This is a genomic window from Ancylobacter sp., from assembly GCF_965249975.1.
Classification (GTDB): domain Bacteria; phylum Pseudomonadota; class Alphaproteobacteria; order Rhizobiales; family Xanthobacteraceae; genus Ancylobacter.
Genome location: NZ_CBDFNE010000003.1, coordinates 828,115 through 845,467 on the forward strand (window position 1 = coordinate 828,115; position 17,353 = coordinate 845,467).

The 17,353-nt window shown below is 66.5% G+C and carries 16 protein-coding genes; 4 read left to right on the forward strand and 12 right to left on the reverse strand.

Annotated features, from left to right (window positions below; all coding sequences use genetic code 11):
* Positions 1-104 precede the first annotated feature (104 nt).
* The gene (locus tag ACP2AH_RS04055; RefSeq protein WP_425104608.1) at positions 105-647 is read right to left on the reverse strand and encodes a thermonuclease family protein; all 543 of its coding nucleotides are present in this window, start codon (positions 645-647) and stop codon (positions 105-107) included.
* Between the two features lie 167 nt (positions 648-814).
* A complete protein-coding gene (gene cobT / locus ACP2AH_RS04060) occupies positions 815-1,837 on the reverse strand; it encodes a nicotinate-nucleotide--dimethylbenzimidazole phosphoribosyltransferase (protein ID WP_425104609.1) in 1,023 nt (340 codons plus the stop codon).
* Between the two features lie 177 nt (positions 1,838-2,014).
* On the opposite strand from cobT, the gene bluB reads away from it, so the two are divergent.
* The 4 genes from bluB to ACP2AH_RS04080 all read left to right on the forward strand — a co-directional run bounded on the left by bluB (position 2,015) and on the right by ACP2AH_RS04080 (position 4,473).
* Complete coding sequence (bluB, locus tag ACP2AH_RS04065; protein WP_425104610.1) at positions 2,015-2,701, forward strand: 5,6-dimethylbenzimidazole synthase; 687 nt, start codon at positions 2,015-2,017, stop codon at positions 2,699-2,701.
* A 13-nt stretch (positions 2,702-2,714) separates the two neighbouring features.
* Positions 2,715-3,497 (forward strand): adenosylcobinamide-GDP ribazoletransferase, encoded by a 783-nt coding sequence (gene cobS / locus ACP2AH_RS04070; RefSeq protein WP_425104611.1) that lies wholly within the window; start codon positions 2,715-2,717, stop codon positions 3,495-3,497.
* Positions 3,498-3,574: 77 nt separating this feature from the next.
* Positions 3,575-3,754 (forward strand): DUF1289 domain-containing protein, encoded by a 180-nt coding sequence (locus tag ACP2AH_RS04075; protein WP_307020306.1) that lies wholly within the window; start codon positions 3,575-3,577, stop codon positions 3,752-3,754.
* Positions 3,751-4,473, forward strand: a complete 723-nt coding sequence (locus tag ACP2AH_RS04080) for a TIGR02281 family clan AA aspartic protease (protein ID WP_244377573.1) — start codon at positions 3,751-3,753, stop codon at positions 4,471-4,473. Before ACP2AH_RS04075 ends, ACP2AH_RS04080 begins: the two co-directional genes overlap by 4 nt.
* A 22-nt stretch (positions 4,474-4,495) precedes the next feature.
* Here the strand turns inward: ACP2AH_RS04080 and ACP2AH_RS04085 are convergent, their stop codons facing one another.
* The 10 genes from ACP2AH_RS04085 to ACP2AH_RS04130 all read right to left on the reverse strand — a co-directional run bounded on the left by ACP2AH_RS04085 (position 4,496) and on the right by ACP2AH_RS04130 (position 17,351).
* Positions 4,496-5,065 (reverse strand): cytochrome b, encoded by a 570-nt coding sequence (locus tag ACP2AH_RS04085; RefSeq protein WP_425104612.1) that lies wholly within the window; start codon positions 5,063-5,065, stop codon positions 4,496-4,498.
* A 247-nt stretch (positions 5,066-5,312) separates the two neighbouring features.
* Entirely contained in the window at positions 5,313-8,426 is a 3,114-nt protein-coding gene (locus ACP2AH_RS04090; RefSeq protein ID WP_425104613.1) for a multidrug efflux RND transporter permease subunit, read from the reverse strand.
* A gap of 8 nt (positions 8,427-8,434) precedes the next feature.
* Positions 8,435-9,619 (reverse strand): efflux RND transporter periplasmic adaptor subunit, encoded by a 1,185-nt coding sequence (locus ACP2AH_RS04095; RefSeq protein ID WP_425104614.1) that lies wholly within the window; start codon positions 9,617-9,619, stop codon positions 8,435-8,437.
* Between the two features lie 134 nt (positions 9,620-9,753).
* Positions 9,754-10,686 (reverse strand): biotin/lipoyl-binding protein, encoded by a 933-nt coding sequence (locus ACP2AH_RS04100; protein WP_425104615.1) that lies wholly within the window; start codon positions 10,684-10,686, stop codon positions 9,754-9,756.
* A 14-nt stretch (positions 10,687-10,700) separates the two neighbouring features.
* The gene (locus tag ACP2AH_RS04105; protein WP_425104616.1) at positions 10,701-11,396 is read right to left on the reverse strand and encodes an ABC transporter ATP-binding protein; all 696 of its coding nucleotides are present in this window, start codon (positions 11,394-11,396) and stop codon (positions 10,701-10,703) included.
* Positions 11,397-11,399: 3 nt separating this feature from the next.
* A complete protein-coding gene (locus ACP2AH_RS04110) occupies positions 11,400-12,533 on the reverse strand; it encodes an ABC transporter permease (RefSeq protein ID WP_425104617.1) in 1,134 nt (377 codons plus the stop codon).
* Positions 12,533-13,897 (reverse strand): efflux transporter outer membrane subunit, encoded by a 1,365-nt coding sequence (locus tag ACP2AH_RS04115; protein WP_425104618.1) that lies wholly within the window; start codon positions 13,895-13,897, stop codon positions 12,533-12,535. The genes ACP2AH_RS04110 and ACP2AH_RS04115 overlap by 1 nt, the downstream gene beginning before the upstream one ends.
* A 131-nt stretch (positions 13,898-14,028) precedes the next feature.
* On the reverse strand, positions 14,029-14,964 hold the full coding sequence (locus ACP2AH_RS04120) for an alpha/beta hydrolase (protein WP_425104619.1): 936 nt from the start codon (positions 14,962-14,964) through the stop codon (positions 14,029-14,031).
* Positions 14,965-15,014: 50 nt separating this feature from the next.
* On the reverse strand, positions 15,015-15,938 hold the full coding sequence (locus ACP2AH_RS04125) for an arginase (RefSeq protein ID WP_425104620.1): 924 nt from the start codon (positions 15,936-15,938) through the stop codon (positions 15,015-15,017).
* Between the two features lie 3 nt (positions 15,939-15,941).
* Entirely contained in the window at positions 15,942-17,351 is a 1,410-nt protein-coding gene (locus tag ACP2AH_RS04130; RefSeq protein WP_425104728.1) for an aspartate aminotransferase family protein, read from the reverse strand.
* Positions 17,352-17,353: the final 2 nt, after the last annotated feature.

Genomic DNA, 17,353 nt, shown 5'->3' on the forward strand with positions numbered 1-17,353 from the left:
TGAGGGGCGAGAAGATGGCGGAGCGTCGAAGGCCCCTCACCCCAACCCTCTCCCCGTGGGGGGAGAGGGAAGTCGCCTTCTGGCGCGCGGGTGATCGCGTTGCCTCACTCCGCCGGCCTTGGGTGCCGCGCCCGCCACTCCGCCGGCATCTCGAATGGGCCGGCCCAGATGCCGGCGCCGGCCGCCTGTGCCGATCGCTCCTCGCCGCGATAGGCAAGGCTGGTCGCCACCGCCCAGCCCTTGCGCACCAGCGCGGCGCCGATATCGGCGCCATCCACCGTGCAGCGGGCCACGGCGCGGCCATAGCGGTCCTCGTCCACCGGGCGGCAGGTCACCGCACCCTGCGCGACCAGCGCCTCCAGCGCCTCCCGCGCCTTCAGCCCGCAGGGCCAGCTGCGCTCGCCCTCGCCGCAGCTCTGGTGCAGTTCCGGCGCGTCGAGCCCGTCGAGCCGCACCCGCTCGCCCGCCACTTCCAGGCTGTCGCCATCCGCCACTCGCACCTGCCCGGTGAGCGGGGGAATGACCCGCTCCACCACCAGCGCCACGACGATGAGCCCGGCGGCGAGGAGGATGCCGCGCCAGGTCTGCGGCCGCCAGCCGCGCGGGGGGCGATGTCGTCGCCGAGAGGTCAGCTTGTCGAACCGCATGGCGTCATCCCGGCCGAAGCGAAGCGCAGAGCCGGGATCGCTCGCCGGTTCCATCGCGATCCCGGATCGGCCTGCGGCCGTCCGGGATGACGGCAAATCCCCGGGTCAAGCCCGGGGATGAGGGACGAAGGTTCAGACGCACCACGTCGCGCCGCACGCCCGTGCCCTCACGCCCCCGCCACGCCGGCTTCGGCAAAGGTCGCCATGCCGCCATGGCAGGCGAGCGCGGATTTGATGACGCCGATCGACAGCGCCGCGCCCGAGCCCTCGCCGAGGCGCATGTCGAGATCGAGCAACGGGCGCAGGCCGAGCCGTTCCAACACCCGCCGATGCGCCGGCTCGGCCGAGACATGGCCGGCGAGGCAATGGTCGAGCGCGCGCGGGTCCAGCGCCTTCAGCACGGCGGCCGCGGCGGTGACGACATAGCCGTCGAGCACCACGGGCACGCGCTGCAGCCGGGCGGCGAGGATGGCGCCAGCCATCGCCGCCACTTCGCGCCCGCCCAGCTTGCGCAGCACTTCCAGCGGGTCGTCGAGATGGCCCTTCGCGCGCACCACCGCCGCCCGCACCGCCGCGGTCTTGCGCTCCAGCACCTCGCCCGTCGCGCCCGTGCCGGGGCCGACCCAGTCGGCGGCGTCCCCGCCATAAAGCCCGTGCAAGATTGCCGCCGCCACGGTGGTGTTGCCGATGCCCATTTCGCCGAGGCACAGCAGGTCCGGTTCGCCCGCCAGCGCCTCCATGCCGAAGGCCATGGTGGCCGCGCATTCGGCTTCCGTCAGCGCGTCCTCGTCGACGATATCCGGCGTCGGCAAATCGAGCGCGAGGTCGAACACCCGCAGCCCGGCGCCGAACACGCCGCAAATCTGGTTCACCGCCGCCTTCCCCGCCGTGAAGGTGGCGACCATCTGCTTGGTGACCTCTGAGGGGTAAGGCGACACGCCGCGCCCCGCCACGCCATGGGTGGCGGCGAACACGGCGACGGTCGGCCGGTTCACCTGCGGAATCTCCCGCCCCTGCCAGCCGGCGATGAAGACCGCGATCTCCTCCAGCCGTCCCAGCGCGCCGGGTGGCTTCACCAATTGCCCCTGCCGGGCGCTCGCGGCGGCGCGGGCGGCCGCGTCCGGGCTGGGCATCTGGGCGACGAGGTTGCGGATGTCGTCGAAGGGCAGGCCGGTGGCGGAGCGCAGCATGGGGGAGCCTCAGCAGCAGAACGGGCGACGCCAAATCGGGCGAGGCGGCGAAGAAGTGTCGCCTCGGGCGCCAAGGCGGGGTAGACCCTCACCGAGGGACACGCAACCCTCAGCATCGCAGCCGCCGCCTCGGGAAGGCGCATGGACGCGCGCGGACGCGCAAGAAGGGGATCACGGATGGAAGCCCGTAAGGAGGCCCCCTTGGCCGCTCCTCTCAAGGCCTCTGTCGCCACGCCGGTTTTTGACGCGGCGTTTTGCGACCTTCTCGACACGCTGTTCGCCTGGCGGCGCGACGTGCGTTGCTTCCGCACCGATCCGCTGGACGAGGAAGCGGTGCGCGCATTGCTCGCCACCGCCTGCCGCGCGCCGAGCGTCGGCTACAGCCAGCCCTGGCGGCTGGTGCGGGTGCGTGCGCAGGCCCGCCGCGCCGCCATACGCGCCCTGTTTGAGGCCGCCAATGCGCAGGCGCTGGCGCAGCAGCCGGGGGAGCGCGCCAGCCTCTATGCACGGCTCAAGCTCGCCGGGCTGGACGATGCGCCCGAACATCTCGCCGTCTTCGTCGAGCCCGATCCCGCCACCGGCCACGGCCTCGGCCGCGCCACCATGCCGGAAACCGTCGCCTATTCCGCCGTGCTCGCCATCCACACGCTGTGGCTGGCGGCGGCGGCGCGCGGCATCGGGGTGGGCTGGGTGTCGATCCTCGACCCGCAGGCGGTGGGTGCGGCGCTGGACGTGCCGGCGCACTGGCAATTGGTCGGCTATCTCTGCCTCGGCTATCCCGCCGAGGCCTCCCCGGTGCCGGAGCTGGAGCGCGCGGGGTGGGAGCACCGCCGGCCGCTGGCCGAGCTTCTGGTCGAGCGCTGAGGGGCAAACGCGCATGCCCGTGCCCCTCCTCTCCGATGTACCCGCCGCGCTGCGCTTCCTCTCGCGCCTGCCGGTGCGCCTGCCCTCCGAACCCCGCGAGGACGGCCCGCCGGACCTCGACCGGCTCGGCCCCGCTCTGCCGCTCGCCGGCGCGGTGCTGGGGCTGATCGCCGCCATGGTGCTGCTGCTCGCCCATGCGGTGGGGCTGGGCGACTTTCTCGCCGCGACGCTGGCGGTCACCGTGCTGGTGGCGATCACGGGCGCGCTGCATGAGGACGGGCTGTCGGATGTCGCCGACGCGCTCGGCGGCTGGACCGTCGAGCGGCGGCTGGCGATCATGAAGGACAGCCGCGTCGGCGCCTTCGGGGTCTGCGCCCTCATCCTCGCCTTCGCCCTGCGGATCGGCGCGCTGGCGGGCCTGCTCGCCGCCGGCCCGGCCGTGGCGGCGGCGGGGCTCATCGCGGCGGCCGGCGTCTCCCGCCTCGCCGGATTGTGGATGCTGGCCGCCCTCCCCTTCGCGCGGCCGGACGGTCTCGCCCGCAGCGCCGGGGTGCCAAGCGCGACGAGCCGGTGGCGCGCGCTCGGCATCGGCCTCCTCATCGCTCTCGGTCTCATCGTCCACCCCATCGGCCTCATCGGTCTTCTCGTCGCGAGCGCTTTCGCGGTCGTGATCTTCCTTGGCGTGGTGCGCCTTGCGCGCGCCCAATTCGGCGGACAGACCGGCGATGTCGCGGGCGCCGCCACGCTTCTCGTCGAAATCGCCTTCCTCCTCGGCCTGCTTATCGTCGCGCATTGACCCCTTCCGCCCGCCCGGGCTTAACCGGATGGACAGGAAAATGCGTCAGGATGAGAAGTCCCTTAGCGTACCGAATCATGCCGCAAACCCTTTCCACACCTTGCGTTTCCGTCTGCACGCTGGATGCCGCCGGGCGGACCTGCCTCGGCTGCGGCCGCACCCTGGAGGAGATCGGCGCGTGGCCAGCGCTCAGCGAAACCGAGCGGCGCGCCATCATGGCGCGCCTGTCCGCCCGGCCGGCAGGAGCCGCGCAATGAACGCCGACCGCCTGATGTGGATCGTCGTCATCGGCCTCGCCGCCGGCATCGGCCTGGTGTTTTTCGCGTCACGCTATGGCGATGTCGCGGGTCTTGGCGCTAACGACTTGGCGCAGCTCGTATTTTACGGCTCGTTGCTGCTCGTGGTCGGCGCCAGCGTGTTCGCCACCTTCACCGGCAGGCTGGGCGAAGCACTGCGCGCGGCCGGGCTGTGGCTGGCGATTTTCGCTGTTCTGGCCGTGGGTTACACCTATCGGATCGAGCTGCACGCCGTCGCCTACCGCGTGCTGGCGGAACTTGCCCCGGGCTACGCGGTCCCGCTGGCCAGCGACGGCCCCGCCGTCGAAGTCGCCCGCGCCCGCGACGGCGATTTCAACGTGCGCGTCGAAATCAACGGCACGCGAATCCCCATGCTGGTGGACACCGGCGCGTCCAGTGTCGTGCTGACCCCCGAGGATGCGGTGGCCGTGGGCCTACCGCTGGAATTCCTCAGCTATGACATACCCATAGACACCGCGAACGGCCGTGGCCGCGCGGCGGCGGTGGTGCTTCAGCGCATTGGCATCGCCGGCTCGATCGACGAGCGCGACGTGCCGGCCCTCGTCGCCAGCCCCGGCACGCTCAAGCACAGCCTGCTCGGCATGACCTTCCTCTCCCGCCTCGGCAGTTTCGAAATCCGCGGGGAAAAACTGGTGATGCGGGCGAAGGTGGTGGACTAAACACGGAGAACCGCAGCACGCCTCAAAGCATGCGTGGAAGGACGTCGGTCTCGCCGCCTCTATCCTCAAGCCGATGCTTCATGGCGCCGGCGACGTGGAGAATGATCACCGCCAACAGAAGATAGGCACTGTATTTGTGCAGCGCCTGGAACACCTCGAACGCCGCATAACTCTTCGGCAGTATTTCCGGCACATGGGAGACGAAGAAGAACGGTACCCCGTCGCTCTCGGGGAAGCTGCTCGACATGGCATAGCCCAGCAGCGGAATGAGTAGCGTCAAAGCGACAAGCGTCCGGTGAGTGGCATGGGAGAGCCATTTCTCCCAAGATTTCAGAGCCTCTGGCTCATGCGGCAGGACGGCACGGTACCGCCAGCGCAGCGCAATGTGAACCAGCGCCAATAGCCAGACCAGGACTCCGAACTGCTTGTGATTGGGATAGAGGATGCCGGCAATGGAATCATTTTCGGTGAGGCCGGTCATATACCAGCCACAGGCGATCAGCCCCAGGATCAGAATGGCTCGAAGCCAATGCAGGAGGCGGATCGAGACCGGATACCGGACGTTGCGGTGGATTTGAAGCACTTCAGTCATGTAGCCATCTTTGTTCTGCCGGCCCCCTGCCGAAACCCGTTTTAATGGTAGTCTAATCATGGAAGATGAAGCCGGCGTGGCGTATGTGTGGGCGCCGTGTGGTACGCGTCCGGCCTCCTTCCTCCTGGCGTTCAGAACAGTCGAACGCGGCCCGCTGCCGATCGACCGCGCAGCGCGCGAGGGGCTCAGACCATAAGGGGAGAACTCCAGTTCAAACGGGCCTGAACGACGGGAACACGTCAGATCTTCAGGTCTGAACCGTGTCGGCTGATGGCTGGGCCTTTCGACGCTCAGCCATTCGCATGACGATCGTGAAGAATACCGGCACAAAGAGCACGGCTAGCACTGTGGCTGAGATCATTCCGCCGAAGAGGCCCGTGCCCAGCGCATTTTGGGTCTCGGAGCTCGGCCCCTTCGCGATGACCAGCGGGACGATGCCAAGCGTGAAGGCGAGCGAAGTCATCACGATCGGCCGCAGCCGCAGGCGAGATGCTTCGACGGCGGCGGCACGCAGACCCAGGCCCTCAGCGTGGAGTTTGCGCGCAAATTCCACGATCAGCACCGCGTTCTTGGCCGACAACCCGATCAGCGTGATCAGGCCGACCTTGAAGAACACGTCATTTTCCAAACCCCGCAGATGTACGGCCACCACCGCCCCCAGAATGCCGAGCGGAACGACCAGCATGACGGAAAACGGAATGGCCCAGCTTTCATAGAGCGCTGCCAGAACCAGGAACACGACCAGGAAGGAGAAGCCGACCAGAGTCAGTGCCTGCGCGTCCGCTTGGCGCTCTTGAAACGACTGCCCGGTCCATTCCACCGCATAACCACCTGACAGCTTCGACGCCAGGCGCTCGACCTCACCCATCGCGGTACCACTGGACACCCCCGGGGCGGCATCGCCTGAAATGCTCAGCGAGGGATAGCCGTTGTATCGGTCAAGCTGGAGAGGGCTGACCGACCATTCCGGGGTGACCACTTCGGCCAAGGGAACCATCCCACCCTTTTCATTTCGGACGTGAAGCCTGAGCACGTCCTCGACCTGCATCCCGTCCTTGGGCTCAGCCTGTATGATGACCTGCTGGAGTCGACCCGCGCGCGGGAAATCATTGACATAGGTCGAGCCCATCGCCGCGGCCAGCGTGTCGCTGATCGTCGAGAAGGTCACCCCCAGCGCGCCGGCCTTCGCGCGATCGACAAGAAGGCGAACATTCGGGCCGCTCGGCAGTCCGTCGACCCGGACGTTCTGCAGAAGCGAGCTCTGTGACGCCAACTCGATGAGTTCGTCTGCAGCCTTCCGATGGGCCACAACTCCGTTGCCGGCACGGTCGACGAAGCGCATGGCAAAGCCGGCGGTCGTGCCGAGTTCATCGATGGCCGGCGGCTTCATCACGAGGATTTCTCCCTCCGTGGCCTCCTGCATCGCCGCACTGGCAGCCGCAATCTCGGTGGCGGTGTCGCCCGCGCGCTCACTCCAGTCGCGCAGGGTCGTGAATGACATGGCGGTGTTCGCCCCCGATCCCGTGTAGCCGAAGCCCAACACGGACAGGTTGTTCACGATGTCCGGGCGTGTAGCGACGTGGCGGTCGAAGCGTTCAACGATCGCTCGTGTGCGCTCGGCGGTTGCGTCGGCAGGAAGCGTGAAGGACGTCAGGAACGTGCCCTGGTCTTCGTCCGGTACGAAGGCCGTGGGCAGAGCATTATAGCCAAAGGTCAGCGCGCCGACGATCGCGGCATAGACAAGCATAACCCGCACGCCACGCGTTACCAGTGCGTCGACCCACATCGTGTAGCGGCCCGTCAAACGGTCGAACGAACGGTTGAACCAAGCAAAGAACCCTCTGCGCTTGTGATGACCCGCGATGGGCTTCAGGACCGTGGCGCACAAAGCGGGTGTCAGGCTAAGGGCGAGGAACGCCGAGAAGAGAATCGAAACCGAAAGCGAGACCGTGAACTGGCGATAGATCGTTCCGACGGACCCCGTCGCAAAACCTATTGGCAGGAATACAGCCGTCAGAACCAGCGTGATACCAATTACGGCGCCCGTGATCTCCCGCATGGCTCGACGGGTGGCTTCCACCGGCGACAGTCCTTCGGTGGCCATCAGCCGCTCAACACTCTCCACGACGACGATGGCGTCATCGACGATGATGCCGATAGCCAGCACCATACCGAACATCGTCAGCGTGTTGATCGAATAGCCAATCCCCCACATCACGGCGAAGGTGCCCAGCAATGCGTTCGGAGCAACGATCGCCGGGATCAGCGTGTATCGAACGTTCTGAAGGAACAGCAGGATGATGAGGAAGACCAGCACCATCGCTTCGACCAAGGTATGGACGACCTTGATGATCGACACTTTCACGAAGGGGGCCGTGTCGTAGGAGACCGCATATGTTACGCCGGCCGGCATGGAAGGTGCCAGTTCGGCCAGCCGCGCGCGGATACCTTCCGAGGTGCGCACAGCATTGGCGCCGTGCGCCAGCTGGATTCCCGCCGCAGTTGCCTGCTTGCCGCCGTCGAGATTCGAGAAGCTCGACGTCTGAGCACCGATTTCGATCCGGGCGACATCACCAAGTGTCAGCTTCGAGCCGTCGGGATTGGATCGCAGCACCAGCTCGGCGAACTGCTCGGGCGTCTCGAGCTGGCCGCTGACACTGAGCGGCACGGTGGTCATCTGGCCGGGGACGGTCGGCTCCTCTCCAAGCCTGCCCGGAGCAACCTGAACATTCTGCGTCTGTATCGCCTGGACAATCTCGGCCATCGAGAGCGAATACGAGACGAGAAGTGCCGGATCCAACCATACCCGCATCGCCGCCTCCGAGCCGAATGACTGCACGCGGCCAACGCCAGGAATCCTTTTCAACTCGGGGGAGAGGCTGCGGGCGAGATAGTCGTCGAGCGCCAGAGTTTCGACCGCCCCATCGGTCGAACGCAGCGAGACAATCAAGAGGAAGCTGGACGACGCCGCCTCGACCGACAACCCAGCGCGGCGCACCTGTTCCGGCAGGCGGGCCTCGACCGATTTCAGGCGGTTCTGCACGTCTACTTGGGCAAGCTCGGGATCGGTGCCGGGCTTGAATGTCACCGTGATGCTGGCGTTTCCCGAGGCGTCCGCCGAGGATGAAAAATACAGCACGTTCTTGACGGCGGTCAGCTCGCGTTCGATGGGCGCGATCACACTGTCGGTAAGGGTCTGTGGGCTGGCGCCGACATAGCTCGCCGAGATGCTAACGCTGGGCGGCGCGATCGGGGGGAAACGAGAGACAGGCAGCTGCGGAAGCGCGACGATGCCGGCGAGCGCGATGACGATGGCGATGACCCAGGCAAAGACGGGGCGTTCGATAAAGAATTGAGGCATGCTGGGCTCTATTGTGCGCTCGTTTGGATGGCAGGCTGGTACGCCACCGCTTGAAGCTTCGCTCCGTCCCTCGCGCGATCCTGACCCTGAACCACCACCTCATCCCCGGCACTGATGCCGGACAAGATCACGTACTGACGATCGACCAGCGGACCGAGTTCGACCTTGCGCTGCGATGCCGTCCTATCCGGCCCGACGACCGCCAACTGCGGCCGACCAGAGCTATCCCGCACCACAGCCTCCTGCGGCACCGTCAGGGCGCTGGGATGCACTGAACGTGGCACTCTCGCGCGAAGATACATGCCGGGCAGGAGTTGGCCGTGCGGATTCGGCACTTCGACACGGATGGTGATGCTGCCTGTGCCGGGATCGACGGTGCTGTCAGAGAACCGGATATTGCCCTGAAACTCGTAGGGCTTTCCCGTGATGGTCAGAATGTCGACCGGCAACCCGCCCGCATCGTCCCCCAGTCCATCGGCGAGTACGCCTTCGAACATTTCGGGGCGCATCGACGGCTGGCGAATATCCAGGAACAAGCGGTCCAGTTGCTGAACGACCGCCATCGCATTCGTGGCCCCTGCCGTGGCGAGACCACCTTCCGTGATGAGGGCTTGTCCGATCCGGCCGGCGATGGGACTGCTGACAGTGGCATGCGCCAGTTCCAGCTTCCGCCGGGAGAGGTTTGCCCGCGCCTCGGCCACGCTCGCGCGCGCCTGTGCCAAGGCTGCCTTTGCATCTCCCAGAGCGGCGGCGGTCGCGGTGCGGCTTTCGGCCAAGGCCGCGATACGGTCGTGCTTGAGGGAAGCATTGAGTTCGTCTGCCTCGGCGCGCGCCAGCGCGGCCGTCGCCGCCTCGACATCCGTGACGAACGGCGCGGGGTCGATCTCAAACAATGGCTGTTCCGCCGCGACTTCCGAGCCTTCCTCGAACAGCACCTTACGGATGATTCCACTGACCTGCGGACGGATCTCGGCCGTGCGCAGTGCTGATACGCGACCGGGCAGTTCATCATAGACGACGACGCGGCGCGGTCGGACGGTGACTGTCGCGACGCGGGCTGCGCCTGCTTCATTCCCTTGCTGAGGGTGTCCTTCCTCAGTCGCGGCCGACGGCCCGTTGTCGGAACAGGCAGCAAGAGCCAGCAAGGTCACGCCGACAAGAACGCATTTGAACGGATTGCTGGAAGCCATCATCGAGACGTCCTCTCAAGAAACTGGGTCGTTCGCGGCCACCAGGCGATATCGGGTCGCCCGGTTTCGGCGCGGGACCTTGGCGATGATCGGCGAGCTGAGATCGCGCCCGGTCGCTGGGCCTCGCCTCGGCGGCACTACAGCGATGGACGTTTGAACCGCACATACACACGCTGTCCGACCAGAAACGCGCCCTTGGCATCCAGAAAAACGATGCAATCGGCCACGCGCACGTCGACCCGCTCGGCGACATTCTCGTTGGAGCGGCGGGTATCGAGGACCTGCCCGACCCGCAGCACTCGGCCGACGGAGGTCACACGTTCGTCACTCTCCGAAACGATCTCCGCCTCAAGACCGGCTGTGATCTGGCGGACGAATTGCTCCTGGATTTCCGCCCGCACCACCAAGGGCGCGTCGGGCATGATGACAAACATCTCGGTAAGAGCCGCAGCCGAGACCGTGTCCCCACGCTTCACCGCGCGGCGCACCACCTCGCCGTCCAGCGCCGCTCGGATCTGGCGCTGGTCCAATTCGAATCGTGTGACACCAAGTTTAGTCGTGGCTGCGGCTACCGCCGCTTCGGTCAGCCGCACATCCGCCGTTGCCGCCGCCAGAGCGGATTCGGCTTCGTCCAGAGCCTGAGGTGCGATGGCTTGGGCCTTCGCCGCCCGGCGCAACCGGTCGACCTGACGGGCTTGCCCGTCGCGCCGTGCCTGCGCGGCGGATAGACGCGCTTCGGCTTCCCCCTGCTCCGCCAGGGCGGCCTGAACGGCGAAATCGGCGGCGCGCTCGTCCAGCACCGCCAACACCTCACCGGCCTTAACCTGCTGGCCTTCCTTGATCCGCACCTCGCGCACGATCCCGTCACGCGCGGCGAGGACGCGGGAGAGGCCGCCATCGACTTCCACCCGTCCGCGCGCGACGGCGATCACCGGAGACTGAGCCAGAATGGTCGCGGGGTCCGGTTCTCCGGCAGCAGGGGAGAGCAAGGCCGCAAGGCCTGCCCCGAGGGCAAAGAACAGGACGAGGCCCAGCGTTCCGGCAGCAATGAGAGTCCGATTGCGCATCATAGGGAATCCATGGTTCAGGAACGAGCCGGGCGACGGTCCCGAAGCACGCGCCCGTCCTCCATTTCCAGCACGCGGTCCGCGCGTGCGATCAGGCGTGGGTCATGCGACACGCAGGCGACCACCGCGCCGGTTGCATGGGCGACCCGCCGCAAAAGGTCGGTAACGATGCCGCCATTGGTGCTGTCGAGGGCGCTGGTCGGCTCATCCGCGAACAACAGCGACGGCCGCTTGACCACGGCGCGCGCAATGGCCACCCGCTGCTTCTCGCCACCGGAGAGTTCGGCCGGCCGCAAATGCCGCCGATGCCACAGCCCCACCATGTCGAGAGCTGCGGCGGCCTGCCGGGCCGCGCTGTCCTGCGGCACTTTCAGGTAGTCGAGCGGGATCTGCACCTGCTCCAGCGCAGTGAGCGCCGGGAACAGATTGAAGCCCTGGAAGACGAACCCGCAATGGGCGAGGCGAAACGCATCCCGCTCGGCGTCACCCAGCGCACTCAACTTGACACCTGAGGCATACACGATGCCCCTGTCCGGGCGGGTGAGCCCGCTCATCAGGGACAGCAAGGTACTCTTGCCACACCCGGATGGACCGATGATGAGCGAGAGCTCTCCGGGCCAGAGGTCCAGAGAGACATCCCGCAGCGCATCCGTGCGGATGTTTTGCACCGTGTAGGATTTGAAAAGCGCGCGCGCGCTCAGCTTGGCCTCCATGGCTTAGCGCAACAGGGCAGCGGGGTCGGCGTGGCGCAGCCGGCGCAGGGCCAGCAAGCCGGCGACAAGCGCCACGGAAAGAACCACGGCGCCCGAGAACAGCATCATGCTTAACCGCAGCTCGAAGGGGATATCGTTCAGTCGTGCCAGCACGGCAGCCAGCAGGCTGCACACCAGCCCCATGCTGAGGCCCACCGCACCGACCCAGCCGGATTGCTCGATCACGATCTTGCGCAACTCGGGAAAGGAGACGCCCAGTGCCCGCAGGGTGGCATACTGCGTGATCGAGGCGGCCACGGCCGCCATCAGCGTCTGGCTGGTGATCAGCGTGCCGACCAGCATCGCGATCACGGTGGCGAAGACGAAGCCGATGCCCGCGCCGGATTCCAGCAGCCAGTAGCGTACCGAGAGGCCGGCGAGTTCACCGGCGGTCCAGATCTCGAAGCGGGTTTTTTCCGAGATCGACGACAGATGGGCCTGCACCGCGGAGATATTCCGGGGCTCAAGCACTTTCGCGAGATAATAGGTAACGCTGTCAGAGGCCGAGATCGCGTTGTCCAGCATTCGTGCCGTAGCCAGAGAGGCCACCACATTGACCCCACCCATCGCGCGCAGATTGCGCGTGGTTCCCGCGACACGCACCAGATGCCCATTGATCTCCGCCGTCTGGCCGATATCCGTCGCCAGCTTGTCGAGATCAGTTTCGTCCACCAGCACCGCGCCCGGCTCCTGGAGCAGAACGCGCACCTGAGGCGGCATTGCATTGCTCAGGCCCACACCGTCAGGGCGCGGGTCGATGCCGACGAGGGTCACGCTGGTGCCGCCACCGCGGGCGCCGCGCCAGTCGCCAGCCCCGAGAAGCAGGGCTTCGACCCGGTCGATGCGCGGGTCCATATACAGGTTCGCGGCGATTCCGGGATCAATGGAGCGGCCGAGATCGGCACTCTGCGTCCCGGGAAAGCCAATCCAGAGATCCGCGCCCGACTGGGTGACATAGAGTGCGTTGGCGCTGACGATGCCGAGCAACAACGCCCCCTGAACGATCATGAGCACGCCGGAAAAGGCCACCGAGATTGTAGCGGGCAAGAAGCGCCGCCACTCATGAACGAGGGTCCTGCGGGCGAGAGGAACAGCCATCAGCGCTGCCCCGCACCGGTGACCGAAGGCGACGCCCCGCCGATAGCCTTGTAGAAGGCGGCAAGCGAGAGGGCCTCGGACTCGCGGGCCAGCACCAGCCGACGCCGGCGGTCCAACACACTGACATCGGCCTCCGCCAGCCGGCTGCGGTCCGCCAAACCTTCCCCATTCAGAACGCGCACCTCGCGCGCCTTGCGCTCGGCGGCCTCCAGGGCGCTGCGCTGCTGGAGAGTGGCGGCACGGCTCGCGCGCCACTGATCCTGAGCGGTCGCCGCCTCCTGATAGGCAACAAGGACGCTCTGCCGATAGGCCGCCACCGCCTCATCATAGAGAGCCTGCCGCGCCTTTACTGCCGCCTGCCGACGGCCATAGTCCAGCAGCGGAATCTCGAGGACGGGGCCCCCGGCCACGCCGAAAGCAGAGTTGGTGAAGGGGGCGCCCACACCGATGGTGCCCATAAGCCGCAGACGCGGGTAGAGGCCGGCCTGCGCGATTCCTATCTCGGCCGCCGCCTGCAGGACTTTCTGCTCGGCGGCACGCACGTCGGGCCGTGCACGGAGCAGATCATTGGATCGGCTTTCGTTTGGCGCCTGCGTTGATTGTGGCTGGTCGCCCGTACGAAGCAAGGCCGCATCGGGTGTCGAAGTCCCCAACAAGGTCGCGATCTGGTGCCGAAGCGCGTTGGCGCGTGCTTCAAGATGTGCCTGCTCCACTTCGGCTTCCGCTACCGCCGCAGAGACGTCGACCTCGGCAGCGGCGGTGGTGAGACCCGAGCGCACGAGTGCCGCTCCACCCTGCATGCGCCGGCGCAGCGCGGAAACCAGCGCGGCCGTGAGAACCTGCTGCTGCTGAACGGCACGCAGACTGATATAGGCGCTGGCCACTTCAGCCGTCATCGCCACCCGGATCGCCTCGACATCCGCAGCGAGAATCGCCTCACCCGCATCGGCGGAGCGGGCCGTGTTTTCCGAGAGGCCGAACAGGCCCACATCCCAGCTCATGTCGAATCCCGCCATCAACGGGCGACGCAGAGGATCAGTGTTTTCGACTTTGGACGTCGCGCCGATGGCGGTGCCGCCAGCACCAAGCGTGGGCAGAAAAAGGGAATGCGCGGCCGAAGCTTGCGCGCGACCGGCGACCAGACGGGCGCGCGCCTGAGCCAGCGTGAGATTCTCCGCCGCCACCCGCTCAACCAGATGGTCGAGAACTGGATCGTGGAAAGTCCGCCACCAGCCGGTCAGGCTACGCGGGGCCTCGATTCTTTCAGTACTGGCATAGGCGGAGACGGAGACAGACGTCGGCTCATCGGAGGATTCCAGAACCGAAGACGCGCAGCCTGCCAGAAGAAGCCCTCCGAAAAGCACAGCGCCGGTTGCCGCCCTCCCGCGACGGGGTGGCTTCGCGCAGGCGCTTCCCGAAGGCCCGCGAGCGAACCGAATACACGTTGCTCCAGAGCACATGAATGCCCGTTCTCCTTGGCGATCGTCCGGGGCCGTCAGAACCGCGGCTGCGAGGCGACGCGATCACGGCCTGCCCGAAGCCGCAGCAGACGCCCTTCAGGCTTGAGCACCGACATGCCCTGGCGAAATTGCCGCTGCATTACGCTTGCTCCCTGCGACAACCGCACCCGCTCGATAAGGTCGAGAGTGCGGGCGATGGCGATGTTCCGCTGCCGGTCGAGGGTCACGATGTGGTAGCTGTCTTCCAACACGGTGAGGTCGACCGCAGCGCCCAATCGACTGGCGATGTAGGTGCTATTGCGCAGGCTGCTCACATCATCGTTGCGCGCGTGCACCAGGAGTGTCGGTGCCGTGATGCTCGGCAATTCTGGGAGAACCTTCGCCACAAGGCGCCAGAGTTCGCGGACCGCCGGCCCCGGCGTGCCCGCGAGGCCGGCTTCGCTGCTATCGCCGCTGTTCAAGGCGGCCACGAGGTGCGCCCGGATCCGCTCGTCGCGGATGCCGTAGGGCTCACGTTCCATGAATCGGTAGCGGGCGCCGATCGGTGTGTAGACGGCAAAGCGCAGCAGGAAACGGTACCAGGGGATAGACCAGCCATCGTACCATAGGGTGGGCGCATACAGCGCCAGCCCATGCACCCGCCGGGGACGCTGGGCCGCCAGATGCAGGGCCAGCACAGCGCCGAGCGAGAGGCCGCCGACGACGACGCGGTCACAACGCTGCGACAGGCGTTCAAAGGCGGAGTCGACACTGGCGGCCCAGTCCTGCCATCGCGTCGCCAGTAGATCGCTCTCGCTGCCGCAGTGCCCGGCGAGGGTGCAACAGAGGGCGGTATGACCCGCCGCGTGCACCGCCCGCGCCACACGCTTCAGCTCGATGGGGGTGCCGCCCAACCCATGGATCAGCAGAACACCGGTTGAGCCACCTTCATAGAGAATATCGTGTTCCGACGGGATGGATTGGCTCTGCATGGGGAACCTGTGGACGCGAGGGAAGTCGGAGACGCGAGGCGGACGCGCGATCAGGCCAGCACGTCGTCAAACAGCCGCAGCAACTGTGCGTTGGCATCGGCGTTCAGTGCGCTATGGGGTCGGCTCACAGGCGGGCGGCAGGAGCGGTCGAGGAACGCCAGCGCCCGCCGCCAGGGATCGCCCAGTTGTGGCGGCGAGTAATCGCCGCAGACATCGACGCCGACGACGGCGTGCCTCTCGGCCACGGCCCGCACAAGGGCCATGGCCTGAGCGAGGCGCATCTCTCCCTGGTCCCAGTTCGTCACCGCCTCGTCGGGAGCCAGAACATCCTTGTCGATGGTGATCCAGACCTCGCGCGTGGGAATGCGGCGACTGAAATCGTCCACGAAGCCGGCCCAGGCGTCGCCACCCACGGGCTGCCAGTACAGACGACGCCCCAGAACCGGCAACCCCTTCGGCCGCGGCAGTGCCGGCACCAGACGGGACGGCGGATGCCGCCACGGGTAAACCTCCAGCCGGCCTGAGGCGATGGCGGCGAGATTGGCACCCTTCAACTGGGGCCAAGCAAGGTCATCGCTGCACGGGCCAATGGTGATGACCTTGGCCACATGGGCATTTTCCAGCGCCCGGTTCACCCAGGCCCCGCAATTGAAGGTCGCGGGAAAGGTGACCCAGTCCGGATGATTGTCCAGATGGATCACGGTGATCGGCCTTGTCCGTCGCTGCAGAAAGGCGGCGGTCAGGTGATGAAAATCGCCGGAGCCATAGAAGATCACCTCCGGCCCGTGGCCGCCGGCCATCACCCGCTCAAGCCGCTCCAGCACGGTCCGTATGGCGGAGCGGGACGCGGCGAGGCGCAGGCGTGGCGCGAGGTCGCGCAGGTCCACGCCATGCGCTATGCCGGCACCGACACGCGCGAGAAGCGGCGGCTGCGCGGCCACGGAGCCGTCGAGATCGAGGACGCACAGCCGCATGGCTCAGCCCCGGGTCACGCGAATGAGCAGCGCGTCCAGCAGCTTGAGGGCGAGGTCGATTTCCTCCCGCGTGATGAGGAGCGAAGGCGCCAGGGTGAGGACATTCTTGTGGTAGCCGCCAATATCCAGCACCAGGCCCTGGCGCTTGCCGCCAACCACCAGATCACCCGCCAGAGCGACCTCCACCATGCGGTCCACCAGCGCCTTGTTGGGCGTGTAGCCGTCGGCTTCGCAGATCTCCATGCGCAGGGCGAGACCAAGGCCATCCACGTCGCCGATCACCGCGTGGCGGCGCTTCAATTCCTCAAGGCCGGAAAGGAAATAGGCGCCCTTTGCGGCGACCTGCGCCCCGAAGTCCTCTTCCTCCACCATGCGCAGGGTTTCCAGCGCCACCGAGGTGCCGAGAGGGTTGGACGCGAAGGTGGAATGGGTGGAGCCCGGCGGGAAGACGGTGGGATTGATCAGCTCTTCCCGCGCCCAGATGCCCGACAGCGGATTGAGGCCGTTGGTGATGGCCTTGCCGAACACGAGCACATCCGGCGTGACGCCGAAATGTTCGATCGACCACAATTTTCCGGTGCGGTAGACGCCCATCTGGATCTCGTCCACCACCAGCAGAATGCCGTACCGATCCAGAACCTTTTTCAGTTCAGTGAAGAAGTTCTTCGGCGGAATGACATACCCGCCGGTGCCCTGGATGGCCTCGACGAAGAAGGCCGCGCATTCGGCCTCGCCGGCCTTGGGGTCCCACACGCCATTATATTCGCTCTCGAACAGGCGCTCGAACTGCTGCACGCAGTGCGCCCCGTACTCCTCCTTGCCCATGCCCTTCGGCCCCCGGAAATGATAGGGAAAAGGCACGAACAGGGCCCGGTCAAAATGACCGTAGCGGCGGCGATAGCGATAGGATGAGGTGATCGCGGAGGCGCCGAGCGTACGCCCATGATAGCCGCCCTCGAAGGCGAACATGGTGCTCTTGCCGCGCTTGGCGTTCCGTACGAGCTTCAGGGCATCTTCGACGGCCTGCGAGCCGCCCACATTGAAATGCACCCGCCCGGCGGCACCCCAGCTCGCCTCGGCCCGCTGGGCGATCAGGGCCGCCAGCTCGATCTTTTCCGCGTGCAGATATTGGCTGGCCACCTGCGGCAGGCGGTCGAGCTGACGGGTCAGGGCTGCATTGAGCCGCTTATTGCCATAGCCGAAATTGACCGCCGAGTACCACATCTGGAGATCCAGATAGGGTAGACCTTCGGCATCATAGAGATAGGATCCCTCGCAGCGGTCGAAAATCTTCGGAGTACTGTAGTGAACCGTATCGCCATGGGAGCAATAACGCGCTTCCAGCGCTAGAAGCCGCGCCTCTTCGTTGGCTTCTTCATAGACCGGGCGTGCCAGATGGGCAGTGGCAGACATCA

Coding starts and splice junctions, on each gene's coding strand:
- ACP2AH_RS04055 (WP_425104608.1), bottom strand. CDS start 647: ATGCGGTTCGACAAGCTGACCTCTCGGCGACGACATCGCCCCCCGCGC.
- ACP2AH_RS04105 (WP_425104616.1), bottom strand. CDS start 11,396: ATGGAGGCCAAGCTGAGCGCGCGCGCGCTTTTCAAATCCTACACGGTG.
- ACP2AH_RS04080 (WP_244377573.1), top strand. CDS start 3,751: ATGAACGCCGACCGCCTGATGTGGATCGTCGTCATCGGCCTCGCCGCC.
- ACP2AH_RS04100 (WP_425104615.1), bottom strand. CDS start 10,686: ATGATGCGCAATCGGACTCTCATTGCTGCCGGAACGCTGGGCCTCGTC.
- ACP2AH_RS04110 (WP_425104617.1), bottom strand. CDS start 12,533: ATGGCTGTTCCTCTCGCCCGCAGGACCCTCGTTCATGAGTGGCGGCGC.
- ACP2AH_RS04130 (WP_425104728.1), bottom strand. CDS start 17,351: ATGTCTGCCACTGCCCATCTGGCACGCCCGGTCTATGAAGAAGCCAAC.
- ACP2AH_RS04120 (WP_425104619.1), bottom strand. CDS start 14,964: ATGCAGAGCCAATCCATCCCGTCGGAACACGATATTCTCTATGAAGGT.
- bluB (WP_425104610.1), top strand. CDS start 2,015: ATGGAAGCCCGTAAGGAGGCCCCCTTGGCCGCTCCTCTCAAGGCCTCT.
- ACP2AH_RS04085 (WP_425104612.1), bottom strand. CDS start 5,065: ATGACTGAAGTGCTTCAAATCCACCGCAACGTCCGGTATCCGGTCTCG.
- cobS (WP_425104611.1), top strand. CDS start 2,715: ATGCCCGTGCCCCTCCTCTCCGATGTACCCGCCGCGCTGCGCTTCCTC.
- ACP2AH_RS04075 (WP_307020306.1), top strand. CDS start 3,575: ATGCCGCAAACCCTTTCCACACCTTGCGTTTCCGTCTGCACGCTGGAT.
- ACP2AH_RS04125 (WP_425104620.1), bottom strand. CDS start 15,938: ATGCGGCTGTGCGTCCTCGATCTCGACGGCTCCGTGGCCGCGCAGCCG.
- ACP2AH_RS04090 (WP_425104613.1), bottom strand. CDS start 8,426: ATGCCTCAATTCTTTATCGAACGCCCCGTCTTTGCCTGGGTCATCGCC.
- cobT (WP_425104609.1), bottom strand. CDS start 1,837: ATGCTGCGCTCCGCCACCGGCCTGCCCTTCGACGACATCCGCAACCTC.
- ACP2AH_RS04095 (WP_425104614.1), bottom strand. CDS start 9,619: ATGATGGCTTCCAGCAATCCGTTCAAATGCGTTCTTGTCGGCGTGACC.